Annotated in this window: 19 protein-coding genes; 11 read left to right on the plus strand and 8 right to left on the minus strand. The window is 68.6% G+C overall.

The window, feature by feature from the left end; translation table 11 throughout:
* Nucleotides 1–6 precede the first annotated feature (6 nt).
* Together MFF56_RS22110 and MFF56_RS22115 are read right to left on the minus strand one after the other, a co-directional pair.
* A protein-coding gene (locus tag MFF56_RS22110; protein ID WP_238231070.1) for an IS630 family transposase occupies nt 7–950 on the minus strand; the annotation gives its coding sequence in 2 pieces (ribosomal slippage) (nt 7–614 and nt 614–950; 945 coding nt in all).
* Between the two features lie 176 nt (nt 951–1,126).
* Nucleotides 1,127–2,500 (minus strand): Eco57I restriction-modification methylase domain-containing protein, encoded by a 1,374-nt coding sequence (locus tag MFF56_RS22115; RefSeq protein WP_238231072.1) that lies wholly within the window; start codon nt 2,498–2,500, stop codon nt 1,127–1,129.
* A 206-nt stretch (nt 2,501–2,706) separates the two neighbouring features.
* Here MFF56_RS22115 and MFF56_RS22120 point away from each other — a divergent pair, with 206 nt between their 5' ends.
* The 5 genes from MFF56_RS22120 (at nt 2,707) to MFF56_RS22140 (ending at nt 5,777) form a co-directional block, all read left to right on the plus strand.
* Nucleotides 2,707–3,270, plus strand: coding sequence for a GNAT family N-acetyltransferase (locus MFF56_RS22120; RefSeq protein WP_238231074.1), 564 nt, complete (start codon nt 2,707–2,709; stop codon nt 3,268–3,270).
* Between the two features lie 71 nt (nt 3,271–3,341).
* Entirely contained in the window at nt 3,342–3,683 is a 342-nt protein-coding gene (locus MFF56_RS22125) for a GNAT family N-acetyltransferase (protein ID WP_238231076.1), read from the plus strand.
* 145 nt (nt 3,684–3,828) lie between these two features.
* Complete coding sequence (locus tag MFF56_RS22130; RefSeq protein ID WP_238231078.1) at nt 3,829–4,479, plus strand: hypothetical protein; 651 nt, start codon at nt 3,829–3,831, stop codon at nt 4,477–4,479.
* Nucleotides 4,480–4,639: 160 nt separating this feature from the next.
* Complete coding sequence (locus MFF56_RS22135) at nt 4,640–4,972, plus strand: hypothetical protein (protein WP_238231079.1); 333 nt, start codon at nt 4,640–4,642, stop codon at nt 4,970–4,972.
* Between the two features lie 283 nt (nt 4,973–5,255).
* Entirely contained in the window at nt 5,256–5,777 is a 522-nt protein-coding gene (locus MFF56_RS22140; protein WP_238231081.1) for a hypothetical protein, read from the plus strand.
* A 234-nt stretch (nt 5,778–6,011) separates the two neighbouring features.
* Here the strand turns inward: MFF56_RS22140 and MFF56_RS22145 are convergent, their stop codons facing one another.
* The 4 genes from MFF56_RS22145 to MFF56_RS22160 form a co-directional block, all read right to left on the minus strand.
* On the minus strand, nt 6,012–6,386 hold the full coding sequence (locus tag MFF56_RS22145; RefSeq protein WP_238231083.1) for a hypothetical protein: 375 nt from the start codon (nt 6,384–6,386) through the stop codon (nt 6,012–6,014).
* A 215-nt stretch (nt 6,387–6,601) separates the two neighbouring features.
* Nucleotides 6,602–7,039, minus strand: coding sequence for a hypothetical protein (locus MFF56_RS22150; protein ID WP_238231084.1), 438 nt, complete (start codon nt 7,037–7,039; stop codon nt 6,602–6,604).
* A 153-nt stretch (nt 7,040–7,192) separates the two neighbouring features.
* Nucleotides 7,193–7,936 carry a hypothetical protein gene (locus MFF56_RS22155; protein WP_238231086.1) on the minus strand — a complete coding sequence of 248 codons (744 nt, stop codon included), beginning with the start codon at nt 7,934–7,936 and terminating at the stop codon, nt 7,193–7,195.
* A 69-nt stretch (nt 7,937–8,005) separates the two neighbouring features.
* On the minus strand, nt 8,006–9,208 hold the full coding sequence (locus MFF56_RS22160) for a hypothetical protein (RefSeq protein ID WP_238231088.1): 1,203 nt from the start codon (nt 9,206–9,208) through the stop codon (nt 8,006–8,008).
* 83 nt (nt 9,209–9,291) lie between these two features.
* Between MFF56_RS22160 and MFF56_RS22165 the strand changes: the two genes are divergently transcribed.
* The 3 genes from MFF56_RS22165 (at nt 9,292) to MFF56_RS22175 (ending at nt 13,168) form a co-directional block, all read left to right on the plus strand.
* Nucleotides 9,292–9,831 (plus strand): hypothetical protein, encoded by a 540-nt coding sequence (locus MFF56_RS22165; RefSeq protein ID WP_238231090.1) that lies wholly within the window; start codon nt 9,292–9,294, stop codon nt 9,829–9,831.
* Between the two features lie 90 nt (nt 9,832–9,921).
* Nucleotides 9,922–10,875: a hypothetical protein gene (locus tag MFF56_RS22170; RefSeq protein ID WP_238231092.1), complete on the plus strand. Its 954-nt coding sequence runs from the start codon at nt 9,922–9,924 to the stop codon at nt 10,873–10,875.
* A gap of 223 nt (nt 10,876–11,098) precedes the next feature.
* Nucleotides 11,099–13,168: an RNB domain-containing ribonuclease gene (locus MFF56_RS22175; RefSeq protein WP_238231094.1), complete on the plus strand. Its 2,070-nt coding sequence runs from the start codon at nt 11,099–11,101 to the stop codon at nt 13,166–13,168.
* Here the strand turns inward: MFF56_RS22175 and MFF56_RS22180 are convergent.
* Nucleotides 13,165–14,691 carry an EMC3/TMCO1 family protein gene (locus tag MFF56_RS22180; RefSeq protein ID WP_238231096.1) on the minus strand — a complete coding sequence of 509 codons (1,527 nt, stop codon included), beginning with the start codon at nt 14,689–14,691 and terminating at the stop codon, nt 13,165–13,167. The genes MFF56_RS22175 and MFF56_RS22180 overlap by 4 nt on opposite strands.
* Before the next feature lie 223 nt (nt 14,692–14,914).
* Between MFF56_RS22180 and MFF56_RS22185 the strand changes: the two genes are divergently transcribed.
* Nucleotides 14,915–15,805 (plus strand): autoinducer binding domain-containing protein, encoded by an 891-nt coding sequence (locus tag MFF56_RS22185; RefSeq protein ID WP_238231097.1) that lies wholly within the window; start codon nt 14,915–14,917, stop codon nt 15,803–15,805.
* Nucleotides 15,806–15,855: 50 nt separating this feature from the next.
* Here the strand turns inward: MFF56_RS22185 and MFF56_RS22190 are convergent, their stop codons facing one another.
* Nucleotides 15,856–17,367, minus strand: a complete 1,512-nt coding sequence (locus tag MFF56_RS22190; protein ID WP_238231099.1) for a hypothetical protein — start codon at nt 17,365–17,367, stop codon at nt 15,856–15,858.
* Here MFF56_RS22190 and MFF56_RS22195 point away from each other — a divergent pair.
* Together MFF56_RS22195 and MFF56_RS22200 are read left to right on the plus strand one after the other, a co-directional pair.
* Complete coding sequence (locus MFF56_RS22195) at nt 17,366–19,495, plus strand: 5'-3' exonuclease (RefSeq protein WP_238231100.1); 2,130 nt, start codon at nt 17,366–17,368, stop codon at nt 19,493–19,495. The two genes, MFF56_RS22190 and MFF56_RS22195, sit on opposite strands and share 2 nt — an antisense overlap.
* Before the next feature lie 218 nt (nt 19,496–19,713).
* The gene (locus MFF56_RS22200) at nt 19,714–20,268 is read left to right on the plus strand and encodes a hypothetical protein (protein ID WP_238231102.1); all 555 of its coding nucleotides are present in this window, start codon (nt 19,714–19,716) and stop codon (nt 20,266–20,268) included.
* Nucleotides 20,269–20,273: the final 5 nt, after the last annotated feature.

Here is a 20,273-nt window from a genome sequence, read left to right on the forward strand (position 1 = left end):
TTCGGTTTAATTGGGATCATACCCAGCGGCGGTGAAGAAGTTGGCGCACTCCTCGGCGGTGACGGCGTCGATAAGGCGTCCGATGGCTGACCAGAGCCCCTCGACGGTGCGCTGGGCCGCTTTGCGCAGCAGCGCTTTGAGTTTGGAGAAGGCCATCTCGATCGGATTGAAGTCCGGGCTGTAGGGCGGCAGGAACAAGAGCCGCGCGCCTGCCGCCTCGATGGCGGCCCGAACGGCCCCGCCCTTGTGGCTACCGAGGTTGTCCATCACCACGATGTCGCCGGGCATGAGTTCGGGCACCAGCACCTGTTCGACATAGGTCTGGAAGGCCACGCGGTTGATCGGCCCGTCGAGCACGAACGGGGCCGCGATCCCGGACAGGCGCAGGCCCGCCACGAAGGTCGTCGTCTTCCAATGGCCGTGAGGTACGGGCGAGCGCAGTCGCTGGCCGCGCTGACAACGGCCGCGGGTGCGGGCCATGTTGGTCGCTGTCCAGGTCTCGTCGATGAAGATCAAGCGGGCCGGGTCGAGGTCGGGCTGGTCCTCGAACCAAGCTTCCCGCGCCGCCTTCACGTCCGGCCGCTCCTGCTCGGCGGCATGCGCTGTCTTTTTTTGAAGGTGAGGTGGCGTGCGTCGAGGAAGGCCCACAGCGTGCCCAGTCCGACCTTCAGATCACACTCGGCCAACAGCCGGCCACGCATCTCCTCCAGGGTGATGTCGTCCTTCTCGTCGATCAGGCCGCGCAGGAACGCCTCGTGCGGATCGAGCTTCGAGGTGCGGGGACGGCCCTGGGGACGGGCCGCCACCGTGCCGGTGGCCTCGACGGCCGCCGCCCAGCGGATCGCCGTGGCGATCCCGACCCCGAAGCGGGCGGCGGCCTGACGCCGTGACGTCGCTGCGGCCGCATCCACCACCCGCTCGCGCAGGTCCGAGCTGTAGGGTCGGCCCATGTCTCGCTCCTCATCCGGAGCGAGCACTGAATCAGCTCACAAAAGCCCTGTGAACCCCGCCAAGCCGACTCAGCCCAAACCGAAAACGCTCTAGATCCCGCCGACCGCCGGCGCTAGTGCGCCGTGGCATCAGCCGCCGAAGTCGGGTCGGGATGGTCGAAGCGCCTGCAGCTCCGTCAGGCGACGGGGATGCGCCGGATCAGACCGGCGCGGATGTCGAGGTAGCCGTCCTCAAGGCGCGGCGCGTTGCGGGCGACCCAGGCCTGCGTCGCGTCCGAGAGGAGGATGGCCTCGATCTCGTCGAGGGATCGGCCGGCCTGCCCGGCGACCACGTAGAGGTTGTGGTTCACGGGGAGCACGCCCGCTGGAAGCCGGACGGCGCGGATCCGCTTGCCGATGCGCGGGACCAGGAGGGCCGGGCGGTCGAGCGGCAGGGTGATGGCCTCCGGCGGCATCCACCAGCGGCCCAGGCGTCCGCGCTTGGGCATCCGCTCGCGCGACGACAGCAGGTGTTCGCGGACGGCGCCGACGGGCTCCGCATCCCGGCTGGTTCTGATGGCGAACCGCGTCGGCGGGCCCAGGACGTCCGTGCCGGGATCGATGTCGTCGCTGTCGACCGCCGGCAGGAGATCCGCGTCAGGCAGCGCCTGGGCCTGCTCGGTGTCGAGCAGGAAGATGCCCTTGGGGCCGAGCCACGGCGCCAGCTTCACCGTGGCCACGTCGGCGAGCAGCGGTCCCTCGTGGGCCTCGTCGAAGGCGCCGTCCGGCGATATCGGGCGGCCGCAGAGCCGCAAAACGTCTGCGCCGAGGGGGCGGAGCACGACCTCGACGGGATGGACGCGTGGAGCGCTGTTCTTCCGCCGCGTCTTCGGCTGGTGGAAGGAGGTCGCGGCGTCGAGGCGAGCGAGATGGCTGATACCGGCCTTGAGGCCGATGGTGCGTCTCAGACCGGTGGTCGTGGCGTTGAAGAGCCAGCGGTCTGAGGTGACGAGGCCGACCACGCCGTTCTCGGGCATGATGGCGACCGAACGATCCAGGAAGGCGTGCAGCAGGTCTCCGCGGGCGAAGTCCGGCAGGACCGGCGACCAAGTCTCCTTGAGGAGGGGAGGCAGATGACCCCAGCGGAGGTAGGGCGGGTTGCCGGCGACGAACCGGAAGGTGCCCTGCGGGTCGGCGGTCAGGAAGTCGCCTTCGTGAGCGACGGCCGCGGCGCCGCGGCGGGCCTCGTCTTCGTTCCAGCCGCGCGAGACCAGGAGGTCGACGATGCGCTCGCGGGACTGCTCGACCGCCTCGGGATGCATCTCCCATCCCTGCACGCGGACCAAGGCGTCGAGGTCGCCCGCCGGGGTCGGGATGCGCCGCAAGGCGGAGACGAGGAACGAACCATCGCCCGCGCTCGGATCGAGGAGCCGGCCGTCGCCATCCGGCCAGCCCATCCGGTCGAGCAGGGCCTCGACGACCGGTATCGAAGTGTAGAGTGCGGTCGCCGCATGGAGCGCGTCGATCGCGGCAGACCGCTCGGAGGTGGGCGCAGCGTTTCGGGTGGCCATCGTCGCTTCTGTTCTTCGGGTTCCCGGCCATCCTTTCGATGACGGGTACTTCGGGCAAGCCATTCCTTCCGCAAACCTCAAGACCAGCCTGCCCGGAAGGATAGAATTGGAACGATCCGCATGCGATGGCCGAGGAGGGTCCGATACCTGAAGGCTTTTGCGACCGCATGCCGTAAGAGGCGAGTGAAGCAATGGACGTCGGCCAGATGGACAGCAGGACCCGCACCGTTTCGGACCCGATCGTGACCGAGAACCTCGTCCTGAGGCTCCCCACGGTCGAGGACGAGGCCGACATCGTGCGGCTCTGGGACGACCCTTCGTTCAACTGGCTGTTCCCGCACCGCTACGACGGAGCGCCCCCGAGCCCCGCGGAGGTCGCCGCCTACGCGCGATCGGTGACCCGCTTCGGCAGCGCGCTGCTGATCTGCGATCCTGGCGGCGCTCCGCTCGGCACTGTCCACCTGAGTGGCCTTTGGCGCGACACGGCGGAGGTCGGCTGGTACGTCGCGCCCGAGCACCGGCGACGCGGCGTGGCCAGGGAAGCCGTCCGCGCCGTCGTCCTCCACCTCCTCGAGAACCACAACCTTGCGGTCCAGGCCCGCATGGACGAGGCGAACGCCGCCTCCCGCGGTCTCGCCGAGAGCCTCGGTTTCGCGCCTGCCCGATGCGACATGCACGGCAGCGTCGGCTTCGCGACCACCTTGCAGGACCAGCGCGACATCCTCGCCCGCGACGAGGCCGCGGCGCCCTCGATGCGGCCGGCCGCCTGATGCGCTCCTCTCATCAGCAGGACGGCGCCCCGGACCGGCCGGACCAAGCCTTCCTGGCCGACGTCGCCGAGGTGCTGGCCGAGACTCCGGAAGCGCGGGTGTCGATCGCGCGACCGGCGTTCGGCGGCGATTCCGAGGCGCTCGCGATCGTCTCTTTCGACGTCGATCCGTCCCGCCGCGGTGTCGGAATCGGCTCACGCCTTCTGCAGCGGATCGTGGACTTGGCGGACGAACGCGGCATCACGCTTCACGTCGAGCCGGCGCTGACCCGCGACGGCGTTCTGCATCTCGGCGTGGCCAAGTGGTACGCCCAGGCCGGCTTCGTCTGGAACGATCCCGACGATCCGTTGGCCGACGGGCAGATGCATCGTTTGGCGGGACTCGCGGCCGCCCCCAGGCCTCCGGCAGCCTGACCGGGCGAAGGACCGCGGCCGGACCCTTGGGAGGCGACCGGCACCGGTCGAGCCCTATGATTGCCGCGACAGCGATCTAGATCCGTATACCGCGGACTCCGCTCCCCAGGCGCGGCAGCCCGGCAACCGAAGGGCCAGCGCCTCCATGGTCACGATCAACGACCGATTCGAGATCAACGCCGCGCTCGAACGCCTCCTCGACGACGGCGGCTCGTTCGACCCCGAAGACGCCAGGGTCCTGATCGAGAAGGTGCCGGTCGCCCACAAGGGCAACGAGTTCGTCTTCCGCTACGAGGACCACACGCCGGACAAGGGCGTCGAGGGCTACACACCCGAGATCGGCAACGTGCGCATCGGCGACGACAAGCCCCGGGTGAAGGAGGTCGGCCTGCGGCCGGACGTGACGCGCGTGGGAGGCTACAAACTCGTCCACCGGCCGGGCAGCATCCTTGTCGAGGTGATGTGGGCGGACACGAAGGTCGACCTCGCCACCGGGCAGAAGGCCGCCGAGTCGGCGATGCTGCTCTACGGCCGCCGCTCGAAGCAGCCGCTGGTCCTCAAGCGGTCGGTCATGGGGACGCTGCGGCTCGTTTTCTGGCCGAAGCCCCTCAAAGCCTTCACGCTGCACTTCGTTCGGTATGTGGCGTGGAAGAGGCCGTCGTCGCCCGGCGGCCTCGGCGATGTCGCCACGGGCTCCGGTACCCTTCCGAAGGCCACGCGGCGTGAGCGGGGGCAGACCAGCGATTTCGGAGTTCTGGGGGCTCAAGGCTGCGCGTCGCTGCAGGCAGCCAACTGATGTCGCCTCTGGCGCCGGACCTAGGCGGCCCTACGAAGTGGCAGGGAAGCGATTCATCGCGTTTCGCCGGCTGACCTGGGCGAGAGCATTTGACTTTCCGTGGGCGGCGGCTTCGAGTGAGGCACTCCGCCGGAGCGCTGTTCACGCCACAGGGGCAAAGATGGGATCGGGTGCGAAGATCGCGGGTGCCCTTGCGTTCTGCCTCGGGTTGCAGGCGCCGATGTCCGCTCCTCGCGCGATGACGCTGGAAGCGCTGTGCGCGCAGGATCACGTGGCTCGCGAGGTGGTGCGTTTCTCGAAGAAGCTGCGGTACCCGGCCGACGCCAGGGGCATGAAGCCCGACATGGCGAACTTCGACAAGGAGGCGGGTCCAATGTCCTGCGTCTTCGGCCTGACGGCAGGGAACGCCTACGACTTTGGGAACTACAAGGCGACCTTCGAGGACGCGGGTCGAAATCAAGTGAGAGCGATCTCGCTGTCTCCTATAAATTGACTTCGGTTACGGATCGAAAATTTAAGATCCGGAACTTGGACTCGGCGGGCCTCTGCCTAGCGATCGGTAGCCTGATACTTGGCGCCTCTTCGCACTGTGCGAATTGTGCCGGATGTGGTCTTCTACGCCTTGTGCAGAGCCGGATACTCCATGAGAGATTGCCATTCATGCCGTGCAACGCAAGCTGAGGCATCCGGCCATTGTTGTCGATCGATCATGTTGCGGTTAATGAAAACGGCGCAATCGGATCGGAGAGGTCGAAGTCGCGATGTCCCGGAGATGGATGAGTTATTTGCTCGCTATACTCACTGCCCTGGTGCCTTTGGTCATTGCGTATAAAGATCCTATCATAAGCGCCTTCGGAACGTTGTTCCCGCCCGAACCCGCGCCGTCTCCAGAGAACGGAAAGAGTTCCCTTGAATTTTACGTCCCTCCTGGCGTAGGTATCTCACGCTATACACTCCATAGAGACCGAGCAGAATACAGTTATGTCGAATTGTGGTTTTTCAACCGCAAAACTAATGATTGGGTTCTCGATCACGAAGTAGGGCGGGAGGAAAGAAAAGACGCGCCAGTAGCTCAACCGCTGAACAACCCGAGTGCCTTTCAAGCTAATCCGAAAGGATTCCGGATAAGAGTTTCGGGAAAATGGATGCCAAACAATAGCAACCAGAACAAGTTTGCTCGTGTAGTGGGCATACCAAGAGCGCAGAGCTATACGTTCAACCTGTATGCCAGGGAGGGCGATCCTCATCCAACCATGATAGCAATAGTTCACTTCGATAGAAAGCTGCCTGGAACGTAGCAATCTAGGCATCGGAGTAGCCCGATCATCGCCATCGGCGCTAATGGCATCGGTATGCGCATCTTTGACAGTAGCTACAATCGAATGCCGCAATATATAATTTCAAAGCCCGGCCATTTGACCCACATATAGAAGGCCCACTCGACGGAAAAGAACGCAGCATACAGCGTGCAGGGCTGTCTAGGGTCATCGGTAGCCCTCCGCGGTCAGCTGCCAAGTTTCGGATTTCGCCCGCTAGTTCGCGGGCCGGTACGGCCTTCCCATCACGCTGGCGAACCAGTCCGCCGCCGGAAACTCGCTCGATCCCGGTCCCGTCGTGACGACCACGCAATGATCGATCACGGCGTCGACCTCCGGTTTGCGGGCGGGCGTGTTGTAGTGGCGGCAGCGATCCCAGGCCGGGACGTCGTCCTCCATCTCCATCCGGCAGGGAGCGTGCGCGAAGGTCAGAGCGCAGGCGTTGCCTGAGGGTCCTCCCATGAGTAGGCCGTGGCGGTTCCCCACGAGACCGTGGAAGGAGCAGAGGGCGCTCCCAGTCTCCGGCGGACGCAACCCGCCCTCCCGCACGACGATCCGTCCATCGACGATCTGCGGCCTCAACACCTTCATCGCGTCGCTCCTCGGCTATTCGGCTGCGGCCGATCGATCAGTGAGCGGAGACAGGAGGGTCGGCCTGGCCGCTCGCCAGTCCCGGTCCACGCTCTCGTATCGGGCGGCGACGCGCTCGCGGACCTCCGAGGCAGCCTCGTGGCGCATGCCGTCGCCGCCCGCCGACGGGCATGGTGGAAGCGTCGGTGTCGGTGCGCAAGACGCCGGGGTGTCGCTCACGGCGAGGGCGAGACGGAGGCCTCGACGTCGAACCCTGGATCGAGCAGGTGAGGATTCCCCGCGACCCATCGGTCGACCAAGTGCTCGGCCCGCCCGATGTCCAGCGGTCTGTCCGGATCGATCGTCAGGATCTTCGCGAGCACGACCACGTGCCCAGGCGGCGACAGGTCCTGGTGGGGCGACCAGATGTCGGTCTCGCTCGGATCCGAGACTTTCACGAGATAGAGGGTCGACGGCAGCGCGCCGACGCTCTCGTAGGCCAGCTGCCGGTCCCAATACGTGGGATTGTGCGTCGTATAGATGCCCTCGCCGGCGGCCTCGCCCCTGGCGCCGGCCGAGCTCGTCGTCCGCGTCTGCTTGGCGAATGAGAGTCCCGGCACGATGTCGGGCTCGACTGATAGATGATACTGGAAGGCGGGGTCGCGGCGGTTCATGTGTCCGGTCTCCTCAGACAGCCCTCGGCGTCGGCGGCTCCGTGACTTCGGGCGGGGCGGGAACCCGGATGCGGGCCGATTCGAGCGCAGCCCCGCATGGTCGACGTGCCGCGCGTACCGCCACGCGATCCATGCTGGCGGGCTCGGCGTCGATCAGGGGCGGGGACCGGCGGCAGCGGGCGAAGGCACCCGCTCCCAGGCGGCGTAGTCGACGGGATCGGGTCGCCCAAACCATGCATCGAAGAGGACGAGGATGGCCCTACGGTCCGAGGGCATGTCGGCGGAGCCGTAGTCCGATACCGGGTAGTCCTCGGGAACTTCGACCGCGTCCAGCACGGTCCCGATCGGCAGCCGTTCGCCGTCGCGCATGAGGACGGCACCGGGAAGATCTTCGCACGAGAGAGTGGACGGCACCGAGAAGGCGGCCATTTCCACGTGGTCGGTGCCGTCAGGCGGAAGGGTTCCGAAGTAGCGGCGCGATAACACGCTCACGGCGCGGCGCGACGAGGAGAGCTTATCCACGACGATCGTGCGGGGCAGGACGGTCTCCGCCGTCGACCGGGTGATCTCGACCGGGTCCGCGTAGCGCGCGTCGAAAGTCTCGACGGTGTCGAAACGGACCGGAACGAGCGGACCCATGCCCTCGAAGTCTCCCCAGGACGGGCTGTCCGGACCGCTGTTGTACCAAGGCACGTCGGTCGCGAGCACGATCGCGGCCTGCCGAGGGTCGTCGAGCTCGAAGATCGAATCCTTCGCGTTGCCGCTGAGGGCGGTGCGCGTCTCCCCGCAGGCGTAGCTGTTCGGCCCGTTGACCTCCGTGGACAGCCGGACGAGCGCACCGGTCTCGGAGTGCCGGAACCCGTATCTGACCGTGGTCCGAGAGCTGCGTTCCGTCATCGCCGTTCCTTCCATGAGGTCATTGTCGGTCGGCTCGGGATCCGGCGCAACCGGACAAGGGTCCTGGCGTCAAGGAACCGGAGACGGAACGACGTCCTCTCGTCGGTCCCGCCGTTCACGTCGAAGGTCGCGTATGCGTTCCTCGGTCGCCAGCTCGCAACGCCAGTCCGCCCTGAAGGACACGACCGTCTCGGCGTCGGTGAACACGGCGATGCAGTGCCAGCCCACGTCGGTCTCGCGCGCGAGCTTCCGGGCCACCCGGCCCTCGGCATGTGCCGCGAGCCACGCGGCGACGGCTTGGGGGTCGTCCACGAGGACGTCCGCCCGATACGTCGCGGCTCCTTTGTCGACGAAGCCCGGCATCAAGGCTCCGTAGGCCAGGATGTTCCGGAACGTCCGGTACTCGCCGCCGCTCTGACAGCGTATGCGCCGCCTGTTGTCCGCGGCGCTGCCGTTCCCGTCCCAGAAGTAGGTCCACGTCATGGCGCCCGACGCGTCGCGCTTGCCTTCGACCGAGAAACGCCCCTTCTCCCGGCCCCCGGGGAAGTCCACGAGCAGACCGGCCGCGTCCCATGTGACGTCGCCCAAGACCGAGGCCCTGGCGTCGTAGCCGAAGGACCGCAGGACCCGCATCATGTTCCAAGTCGAGAGCGGGTCGGCCGCCACCTGTTCCGGTACGGGGACGCGCGCGCGCCGGACCTTCGGGTCCGGGTCGAAGTCCTGAGGCCGCGGCCTCTGGAAGGTCATCGCGGTCGTCATGCATCCGCCCGAGAGGTCGATCTTGGTCGGCTCCTGATTGGAGTAGCGATACCAGGACGCCACGGACATGAGCCAGTTCCGCTTTGTCTTCGCCAGCGCGATCTCGTCGGCGACGTCGTCGAACTGCGCGCGGATCTGCCTGCGGCGTCTGCCGTCCTCGGCGTAGGCCGCCGCCTTGGCGAGCCTGTCGAGTCGGGTCTCGTAGCCGTCGCGCGTCCGCACGAGCTGCCCCGGGACGGGATCGCCCCGCTGGCGCTCGTAGCGCGCGTCGAAGACCTCCTGCCGCGTCCGCAGCACGGCGATCGATGCGATCTCGGAAGGGTCGAAGGGCCCCTCGGCGTGGCCCATCATCGTTCCGTCGCGGACCTGCAGGAACGTCATGCCGGCGACCCGCATCAGCGATCCTTCGATCCGGCGCCCGTCGACGAAGCGGACCAGGAGCTCGTCCTGATCGTCGCGGCCGACGAACGGGTCGGCGGCGGGCGCCGAGGCATCGTCGTCCGGGAAGTCCAAGGCAGGCCCCGCTTCGTTCTTTCGCGGATGCCCGCTACCGTGCCAGCATCGAAGGAACCGGCGAAAAACGGAAGCGGACGGCGATGGAGACGTACTTCGGCATCCTCTCGGGGCGTCATTCGACGGAGACGGTCTGCCGGACGCTGCAGGCACTGGGTCACGCCGTCGTACCGCTCCCGGAGAGGGGGCCGGAATGGAACGCCATCCGGACCTCGCCCGCCTTCCAGGAGCCCTTCCGCGTCTATACCGACGCGCACCATCTCACCTTCCGGCGGACGCTGGATCACCCGCACACCATCGTCGAAATCGCCCGAGCTCCGGGCAACGACGCGATCCTCCGCGCCCTCGTCGCGCGATTCGGGGGCTGGGTGCGCCAAATGGGTCAGCTCGAGCCGACCCCGGTCCGTCCCGATCACGACGTTGAAAACCCCGCCTACGATCTGCGCGTCGATCTCCAGGACGCGCTTCCCGAGGAGGAGGTCGAGGTAGCGCGGGCGCTGGCGCGCATCGGACTGGAGGATCCGGACTCGCTCGAGAGGGTGCGGGTCATGATCGAGCGCTTTCTCGCGCGCCGACCCGAGGCGAAGGCCGAGCCGGATCATGCCGGGCCGAGCCCGCGCTGAAGGACCTGAGGAACGCGCCGGCGGAGTTCCGGCCACGGAGATGCGATGCGCGTGGCTGCCGGTCGGCCGCGGATCCATCGGGAGAGCGCCATGTACGTGACAGGCATCCGGGCAGTCCAGGGCATCAAGGCCGCGATGGAGGCGGCGGGACTGAAGCGGACCTCCCGCTACGCCGGCGCGGAGGTCGCGGGCTGGATCGAGAGGAATCGCATGGGGTCGACGGGCTTCAGCGTGCGTCCTCTGGAGGACGGCAGGCTCCACTGGCACGTGGTGCTGTCGGGCAAGCCGCACCTGCGGTACTCATCGCATCGCCAAGTCAGCGGCGAGGATGCCGTGACCCTGCACGAGCCCGTGGCCCCGGAAGCTCTCTTCGGCAGGCTCCGCGCGGTCTTCGCCGAACTCGGGCTGTCGCCGCACGAGATGCGCGTCGGCGGGTGGCAGGGCATGTGGGACGACGACGTGGACTACGACGTGGTCACGGACCATCCGGCTTGGCTGGAGGCCTACGATCCCACGAACCTCGCCGCCGAAGCCGAGTGCGGCGTCACCCTGCGCGCCGCCCTGGTGAGGCCCGGCAGGCTGGATCTCGAACCTCCCCCCTTCAAGAGCGCCTTGCCCGTCTACGTCGTCGGTGGCGAGGTCTACCTGACGCGGGAGACCGTCGACGCGCTCTCCAAGGCGGCCGCAGACCACAACCGGGAGGTCGGGAAGCTGTCCGGTCGATCCCTGCGCACGATGTCGATGGTCCGATGCTCGGAGGCGGAAGTGGCCGAGGACGGGACCTTCCGCTACCGGGCGATGGGCCGGTACGAGCCCTACGAGACGGTCGGTCGGCCGAAGACGATCGTCAACGCCTGGGGCGACGAGGTAACGGTCTGGCCCGCGCCCCAGGGCATGATGCATGCGGTCGAGCCATTCGCCCCCGCCGTGCCCGTGCTCGTCGACGGGGGATTGCACGAGCGGCTGCCTTTCGAGATCTACGACGCCCAGTTCGGGCCGGCGCCCTGGACGCCGGCTGTTCCTTCCGACGGGCCGCGCCCCTGAAGCAATCGATCGCTCCGCGACGCCCTCGGCCTGAGGGCGGTGCCCGGGGATAACGGCCGAACCGGCAGGGCGCGATCTCGACAGCCGACGTTCCTTGCCGTCACATGCCCGGCGGCGGATCCGCCCCGCGAACCGACGACGCGCCGGTCCGCGGGGCGGGGCCGTTCGGAAGCGGATGCTCCCGGCCCGATCGGCCCGGGTCCGGTTCCAGGGAGCCGGCTGCATGACCGAACCGTTCAGAGGCGTCACCGTCGATCCCGTCGGAGCCGCCGATCTCGACGACGCGGTCTGGATCGAGAGGGACGGCAGAGGCTGGACCGTACAGGTCGCGTTCCCCCGCCTGACCGAGGTCGTGAGGATCGGCAGCCATGCGGACGAGACCGCACGGCACCGTGTGGAGACGAGCTACCGGCCTGGCGGCGTCGCCAAGCACATGTTGCCCGAGGAGACGATGAAGGCGGCGAGCCTCACGCCCGGGGCCGACAAGCCGGTCTTCCTGGTCACGATCCTGTTGGACGGCTCCTTCCGTACGGTCTCCACGTCCGTCGCCAAGACGACGTTCCGCAGCCTGGGGCGCCTGACCTACGACGAGGCCAGTCGGAGCGTCCGGACCCGCGACGGCATCTTCGCGGAGATGCTGGGTCAGGCGAGGGATCTCGCCCACGGCCTCTTCGAGCGGCGCCGCTCCTCCGGTGCAATCGCCTTCTACGATCTCGAGCGAGGCATCGCCTTCGACGAGGAAGGATCCGCCATCCTCCTGACCGGCGAAGGGCACGTCGCCGAGATGATCGTCAGCGAGCTCATGGTGCTGGCGAACGCGCAGCTCGCGGCCTTCGCCGCGGAAAGGAACATCCCGCTCCTCTACCGCAACCACGAGGCGCGAAGCGGACTGACCCGGGCGCAGATCCTCGAGACGCTCCAGGGCGTGGCCGCGGACGTCCGAGCGGACGTCCGGACGGATGGCTTCCCCCGGGTCGTGGGCAAGGCGTATGTCGGACCCGAGCCGAAGGGCCACTACGCCCTCAATCTGCCAGCCTACGCATGGTTCACCTCGCCGCTCCGTCGGTACGTGGATCTCGTCAACCAGCGCATGGTCGAGGCGAGCCTCGACGGCGCCCCCGCGCCCCATACGGCCGCGGCCATCGAGGCGATCGCGGGGGAGATCGAGGCGAAGCGGAACGCGTCCGCCGACCGTCTGACCTCGTCCTACAGGAGGCGCTACGCCCGCGAAGCCACGGCCATCATCGCCCGAGGCGGGATCAGGGAGGCGGACGATCTCCAGTTTCGGCGGGTGGTGCGTGCGATCGCAGCCGATCCTGCCGCCGCGACCGAAGCGGTCGTCGAGGAGGGCGTGCGGCGCATCGCCGAGGAACTGCTCACCCCCAAGGAGATCGCCCGCCTGCTGATCCTCGGCGGACGCACGGCCGCCGCGGTCGTCGAGCGTCTCACGGCCGCACCGCACGAGGCCAACAACGTCCTGGCCTACGGGACCGCCTCCCTGGGCTGGTCGCAGGCCGACTTCGCCGAGAAGCGGTCCGGTTCACCGCACGCCCCCGTCTTCGCCTGCACCGGCCGGATGACGGTCGACGGGGTCGAACTCGTCACGCCGCTCGTGGTCCGGCCGACCCGGAAGGGGGCGCAGCACGCCGCCGGCGTCCATCTCGTCGCGGCGGTCGCGGGGATCGAAGTTCCCGAGGCGCGGCCGCCCCTTGCGCCGTCCCCTGCTCCGGCCCCGCCTGCGGCCGCTACGTCATCGGGGGCGGAGCTGAATCCCCGCAACCGGCTACAGGAGCACTGCGCGAAGGCGGGCCACTTGGCGCCGACGTACGAGGTCGCGGAGCGAGGTCCGCCGCACGACCGCGTCTTCGCAGCTGTCGTGACGGTTCGGATCGATGGTCGGTCGTTGAGATCGCAGCCTTCGACAGCCCGGTCCAAGAAGGAAGCGGAGAAGGCGGCCGCCGTGGCCATGCTGGCGCAGCTGGGGCTCGAACAGCCCAGGGCGCCGGTGGCCGCGGCTGTCGCGTCTCCGGGGTCCGGCGTCGATGCCGACGTCACGGCACGGACCCGCCTTGAAACGATCTGCAGGAGGCGCGCTTGGCCGATGCCCCGCTACGAGGTGAGCGGTATCGGGCCATCCCATGCGCCGACCTTCGCGGCGGTCGCCCATCTCCGCGCCGACGGACGGGACCTCGTCACGCCATCCTGCACGGGGGGCTCGAAGAAGGAAGCCGAGCGGAGGGCCGCGCAGGCGATGCTCGACCTCGTGGAGAACTCTGTCGCGCGCCGGTCCTAGGCCGCCGGGCGGAAGGTCGCCGGCGGCTGCGGCGGCTCCCAGGCGGTCCCGGTCTCATCGACCACCGCGACCTGACGGCCGAAGAAGAACGTCTGGGAGTACGCGTCTCCGCCCGCGATGCAGCCGAGGGCGTCCTCCAGGCTGTAGTAGTTCGTGCCCTTGCGCGGACCGCCGACCCAGGCTTGATCGCGGATGCCGGCGAGATCGGGCAGGCCGGCCGCCACCTCGACCGCGTCGAGGGTGACCGCGAAGACCGCTCCGGGATAGCCCACGAGACCGTCCCGGTAGATGGCGAGCACGCTCCCGGCGTCGTCGCCGCGCAAGGTCCCGACCGTGGCCCCCGTGGCGGGGTCGGTCCGAAGGACCAGAACCGGCTTGGTGCCGTCGAGATGGCCCCTGAGGGCGCCGGACACGAGTTCCTCGAGGACGAAGGAAGCCGAGAGGTGCTTCCTGCCCTCGGTCCGCCAGCGCTCCCGGTCGGCGGGGAGCTGGTCCAGTTCCTTCCGGAGCTCGGCCTCGTCCCGCCGCCACAGGCCGCGCCGCGACCCGCGGTGCGATTCGCGGATCTCGTGTTCGACGGCGGGGTCGTGGGCGTCGTGGATGCCGTTCAGCCCCTTCCAGCGCGACAGGGCGGAACCCTGCCGGAGGAGCGCAAGGAAGCCGGGCTGGTTGAAGAGGGCGTTGAAGGCGGTGACGATCGCCGCCGCCTTGGTGCGCAGCGCCGCCGCGTCGCGGGCAGGGAGCACCACGTGCCTGCCGTCCTTGATCGCCTTCTCGCGCAGGCCGCCCTGGCTGGCACGCCAGAGAGTATCGCGATCGCCGCAGTCCTGCATGGTCCGCAGCACATGGTCCGGCGTCAGGATCGCCCCGTCGAGTTCGGCCTGCAGGGTGAAGCGGTGATCGGCTTCGGTCGCGATCCTCGTCGAGGCGGGGAGCATCTCGGTCACGTGCCCGTAGCGTGGCCCGACGGTCGTGCGCAGACGGTCGGCATCCCGGGCGCGCGCCTCGAAGTGCCCCGCCGCGTCGGCGGCGAGTTCCGCGTACTCGGCGTTCCGGGGATCGGCCTCGTGTAGAAGCGCGGTGAACCGCTTCGCCTCCGCCAGGGTCTGCAGAGCGCCGGCGAGGTAGCGGAGCGTGCCCTTGTCCCGCGGGGTCTCGTCCGCCTGCCGGAGGAGATCGACGACGTCGCCGGCGATGCCTTCCACGACGCTCCGCAGCGCCTCGCCGATCTGATCGGAGGCGCCGACCGACATGGGGTGGTCGAATCGCATCCTGTCCATGCGCTCGGCGATCTCCTTCAGTACGTGAAGGATCTGGAGACGTCCGAGCTCGATCTGCGCGTCGTCGGCCTCGGAGATCGCCCGCGCGAATTGGGCCATGCGCTCCGAGTCGTCCATGAAGAAGTGGGCGGTGGACAGGCCCTTCAACGCCGTCTCGAGGAGGCCGGGGTGGACGGGCGGTGCGACCGACACCGCCATGAAGCCGCCGGTGCCGTTGCGCCATGTCGTGACCGAATAGACCATCTCGGGCTCCTCTTCGGTGAAGACTGACCGCCGATCCCGCAAAGGGCAACGCGCGCGGACGCGCGCGATCGCTCCCGACGGATGCGGTGGGACGCGCTTGCGTCCGACCGTCGCAGTCGGGCGGCTCCACGAAGGCGCCGAGCGGTCGGCACGGTCGTTTTGTCTTCACCCTGTTGCCCGATTGCCCGCTTCAGGCGCTGTCGGACCCGCCACGACCGCGCTAATGACGGCGGGCGGCGCAGGCTCGGGTCGAGCATCTTCCAACGAAGTGCCATCCTCTGGCGAAGGCGTAAAAGGTCCGCGAAGCGGAGAAGTATCTTTGAGTTCGTTGCTGCTGCAGGACCTGGACGACGCGATGACCGCCGTCGAAGGAGCAGGTTCGATCCAGGCTCTCGGCGACATCATGCAGTCGGCCGTCGGCAAGGCCGGGTTCGAATCCTTCACGTTCGTGAACGGCGCGACGGTCGCCAGCACGTCCGAAAGCATTCTGATGACCGTCTCGAAGGAGTGGCAGAGCACCTACTTCGCCGAGGGCTTTCTCGACGTCGACCCGTGCGTCAAACGCGCTCTGACCTCCAATTCGCCGTTCATGTGGAGCGACATCGTGCTTCCGGAGCCCGATGGCCCGCGGCTGTCCGGCTCGCGCAGGACGATGGATGCGGCCCGGGACCACGGATATCTCGACGGCTTGGTCCTTCCTCTTCATCTCGTCGACGCGAAGGGCTCACCTTACCGCAGCCTCTGCTCGTTCTACTGGAAGGAGAACGAGCTCCTGCTGCCGGACGTCTCGCGTCGCTACGGCCACTATTTCCGGATGATGGCGCTTCTCTGGGAGCAGAAGCTCCAGGACCTGTCGCCCGGCCTCTCCACCTTGAACGTCGGCAACTTCGCGATCATCGAGAACGCCCGGTCGACGAAGGCGCTGTCGGGACGCGAGCGGGACGTGCTGTCCTGGGCCGCCAGAGGGAAGACCGCCAGCGAGACCGCAACCATCCTCGGCCTCTCGATCGAGACGGTCCAGCATCATCTCAAGAAGGCGCAGCAGAAGCTCACCGCTGCCAACAAGACCCACGCAGTGGCCATCGCGGTGCATCGGGGCATCGTGTCCCTCTAGCAGTTCGCGGACGACCTCGCGCGGGCGCGACCCGGAAGTTCCGCGGCGTCCTAGCCAGGGGCGGGGCCGCCCGGTTCCGGAACGCCGCCTCCGATGCGGTTGGCGACGGCATACTCTCCCGAGAAGAAGAGCCGCACCGTTTCCGGGTCGCCGATCTCCACGCAGGCAAGAGCGTCACCCAACGTCCTGAAGGTGAGCCCCACCCCGAGACGTCGAGCTTCGTCGATGTGCGGAAGGGTAGCCTGATCGACCGGCAGCGGAACGACGCGCACGGCGTCGGGGTACTGACGGGACATGCGCGTCGGCAGGTCGTCCAGAATGGCGATGCCGGGGCGGTCTCCGGTGTCGAACCGGCCGGCGATGCCCCCGGGCTCGGACCGGAGTTCGAGCACGGGCAAGGTCGCGGTTCCGCTCCGGACCTCCTCGCGGATCCGAAGAACGAGATTCGAGAGCGGCGAACCGTCGAAGACGGGCGAACCGGTCCGCGCCGCCAGCAGATGCCGTTCGTACATGGCGACCTGACGCAGGAGCCCGAGAAAGCCGGGCGCATCCCGAAAGGCCGCGAAAGCGGTGGCCGCAGCCGCTCCGGCGCGGCGGAGGTTCAGGGCGTCCCGGGACGACAGCGGCGCGAGGAGCGCCTCGCCGCGGACCCTGCGGCCGACCGCAAGGTTCATCGACGAGTTGAGCAGGAACCAGTTGCCGGCGAGGCGCTCGATGCGACGCAGTTCGGCAGTCCCGACCGCTTCGAGATCGACGCTCGCGTGACGCAGCAGCCTGATGCGGGCGCGCCGCTCGATCTCGGCATCGTCGCTGCCATCTCCCAGGCCGAGCGCCTCGAGCTGCGTGCGGGCCTCGCGCAGGCGCGAATCGGCCTCGTCCGCGGCCAACGCCGCCACGGGGTCGAAATGGAAGGATGCCGCGAGCATGCCGCAGGCGACTTTCGCCTCTGCCAGAGCCTCGAAGGCCCCGACGAGGAGGGCCGAACTTTCGAGCCGGGCCGGGCCGCGGGCGGCGGTGCGGCAACGCGCGGCGATCGTGAGGAAGTCCTCGGCGACGATGGAGGTCGCGCGCCTGACCGTCTCGAAGGGATCGCCCGGCTCGGGGTCGAACCCCGGCACGGGCACGGACAGGCGGGCCTGGATCTCGCGGGCGACATGCAGAACGAGAAGCCGCCCGTTCTCGACGTCCGCGAGCCGCGCGTTCGCGATGGCCCGGCCGTATCTGCGGGCCATCGCGGGAGCGTCCAGGTCGACGTGGGCTTGGGCGACGCGCCTGAGTTCGTCGTCGCGCAGATCCGGATGCAGCGGCGGCGGCGCGTTCGAAGCGCTGGGTGCATTCCTTCTGAAGAGTTGAGGAATGTAGCTCGCCAAGGGGGTGGTTCCTTCCGCGTCCGAAAGGTGGACCACGGCTCCGAAAGTCACAACACCGGGATTGCAATTCGCAGGCGATGTCGGAAGGAGTGAGAAGCTTGTCCACCGCCTTGGCTTCGATTCGATGGAACGAGAGAAAGCACCGACCGGCCCCGGAGACGTCGTCGCACTGGTCGACGGTTCCTTCTTCATGCACCGAGCCTACCATCTCGCGCTCTCGGCGGCCCCCGCCCGGAACACGCGCCCGTCCGACGGTTTCGCGAACGGGGCGATCCGCAAGTTCTGCGAGCGGCTGCTCGGTTTTCTGGAGACCGGCTTCGGCGAGACCCGGCCATCCCATCTTGGCATCTTCTTCGACCACTCGCGTCGCTCGCACCGGTCCGATCTCTTCCCGGGCTACAAGGCGAACCGTCCCGAACCACCGGCCGATCTCGAGCTCCTGAAGCCCCTCTTCCGCGACGCCGTGCGGGCGTTCGGCTACGGCTGCATCGAGGCCGAGAACTACGAGGCGGACGACCTCATCGCGACCTACGCCACCGCCGCGAGCGCCAGGGGAGCGCACGTCCTCATGGTCGGGTCCGACAAGGACCTTCTCCAGCTCGTCGGCCCCACGATCTACGCCTTCGATTTCGAGTACGGCGTCCCCGGCCGCAGCGGCTACAGGCCCGCCCGCCTGTTCGATGCCGCAGCCGTGGCGGCCGCCTGGGAGGGGACGTCGCCAGAGCGCCTCGGGGACGTCCTGGCGCTGATGGGCGATGCGACCGACAACGTGCCCGGCGTGCCCGGCATCGGGCTGAAGACCGCCGCCAAGCTCATCGCCGAGCACGGGGATCTGGAGACCCTACTGGCCAACGCGGGGGCGGTCAGGCAGCCCGGACGCCGGGATGCGCTGCTCGCGAACGCCGACATGGCCCGGCTCTCCCGTCGCTTGGTCGAGCTCGAGAGGAACGCGCCGATGCCGGTGCCTCTCGACGATCTCCTGCTCGGGTGGCCCGACCCGGACGTCCTCTTTCCGTTCGTCAACGCGATGGAGTTCTCCTGGCTCGGCCGGAGGCTCGGGCAGCTCTACCAAGTCGACGCGTCCGAATATCCGAGCGATCCGAGGTTCGCCGCGGCCCCTGCGGCCGCCGTGCCGGCGCCGGAGGACTTGGCGGCCCTCCGATACGCTGCCGTGCTGCCGGGCGACGATGCCGGAGCCTTCGCGGTCGATGGGCCCGGATGGGCCGTCTCGGCGATGCCCTCGTCCATGGCGCACGTGGACGCTTGGATCCGCTTCGACTTCAGGAGGCCGGATCTGCGCGTCGAGCAGGGTCCCGGGCACGAGGGCTGGAAGATCCACGTCTCGGTCGATCCCGGGCAGGTCGCCGAAGCCTGGGACGCGCTTCTCCCGATCGCCGCCGAGGCGCGCCTCCAGGCCAAGGTGGCCGGCCCTTCGCTGCTCGCGCGTCTGGGGGACCCCGCGAACCGGCAGGCCGGCAAGACGCTGGTCCTCTACGCCGAGACCGCTCCCGACGTCGGACGGTGGAGAGCCATCCTCGCCCGGGTCGAGGAGGCCCTGGACAAGGCGGGCGTCGCCCCGGGACCCCGCGTCGCCGGCGACCGTCCCATCTCGGGATCGTCCTATCTGCAGCGTCGCGCGGACCGGGGACGCGACGGGCGATACGCGTCGGGGCCGGCAGCCTACAACCCTTTCGGCTGGCCCGACCCCTTCGAGGTCGTCTCCGTCGCCGGACGCCCGCGCTCGGACGCGCGGGCGGATGCGCTGCGGTGCATGGACTTCGTGGTCCCGGGCTGGCGTCTCGACGCCGACGGCATGTCGTGGGCGGCCCCCGATGAGGAGGACGCCGCCTTGACCGCGAAGGCGATGTCGGTAGCGGGAATCGACGCCATCCATGAGGCGAACGCGGTGTGGTTCGAGGAACTCCATCCCGCCGTCGTGGCCGCGGGATGGCACGACGTGATGGAAGTCCGACGGGCGGCCGAGATCGGGGCGGTCGTCCGGTCGTCGTTTCCTGAGGGGGCCGTGCGCTTCTCGGTCAGGCCCAGGATCTCGGGCGAGCAACCGCCGGAGATCAGGCTTCGCTTCACCGACGAGGCGCTCCTTCGTGCCGCTGCGGAAGGGCTCGCCGAGCTGTTCCGCGCACCCGGAGGGCCCGTCAGCCGGACCGAGGACGGCATGCTGGCGATCCCCTATGCCGGCTGGATCCATCGCGGCCCGACGCTCGATGCGGCCCAGGCGCTGCGCCTCAGGCAGCTGATCGATCCCGAAGGCGCCCTTCCTCGCGTCGACCTGGCCGCGCGCTCCCCGGCTCCCCGCTGACCCTGGGAGCCGTACGGATCCAGGGGCCCCATCCGCCGCCGGCCCGCTTGCCGGCCGACATTGCCTGGGCATACCCGGCGCGCCTCGCACCCACCGCGGCGGGATCGCCGCCGGGCTTGCCCTCACTGCGCGGGCGGGGTCCGAGTGCTTGGCGACCTGCCGGCGCTTGCGGGTTGCGGAGGGGCTCCCTAGCGTCGGCGTACCGCCAGGAGAGCGCCTTGCATCACACCTATCTCACGAGACGCCAACTCGCGCGGGCGTTCGAATCCTGGGGCGTGGCACCGATGATCCCGAAGGCCGGCTCCCCTGTCCGCGTGCCCTTCGAGGACGGCTCGGCCATGACGGTGTCGGCGACGGACCTGAAGGGGACCGAGGGCGAGAAGCTCTTCGATCTCGACTATGAGCCCAACCCGGAACTCGTCCGGCGCGCGGAAGCCTACGCCCGCTGGAAGGCTCCGTTCGAAGGCGTGGCGCGGTGCGTCGCGGACCTGCCCTGGGGCCAGGAACCCGGCTTGGCGATCAGGCACGCGCAGACGGATCTCTCGCAAGCCGTCTTCTTCGTGCCGGACAGCACCCGGCAACGCTTCGAGCACGGCATGCTTGGAGGTGGCCGGAGCGTGAATTGGGATCGGCTCCGAGACGTCGTTCCGGCCGAATCCGACGACGTCGAGCTCGCGAGGCGCTTCCTGGCCGGGGAGATCGTGCTCGCCGCCTACTGCGAGTGGACGCCCCCGGCGGCCGAAAGCGAGCCGGTCGCGCCCTACCGCCCCTGACCCGG

The sequence above is a fragment of the Methylobacterium hispanicum genome, from assembly GCF_022179285.1.
GTDB classification, from domain to species: domain Bacteria; phylum Pseudomonadota; class Alphaproteobacteria; order Rhizobiales; family Beijerinckiaceae; genus Methylobacterium; species Methylobacterium hispanicum.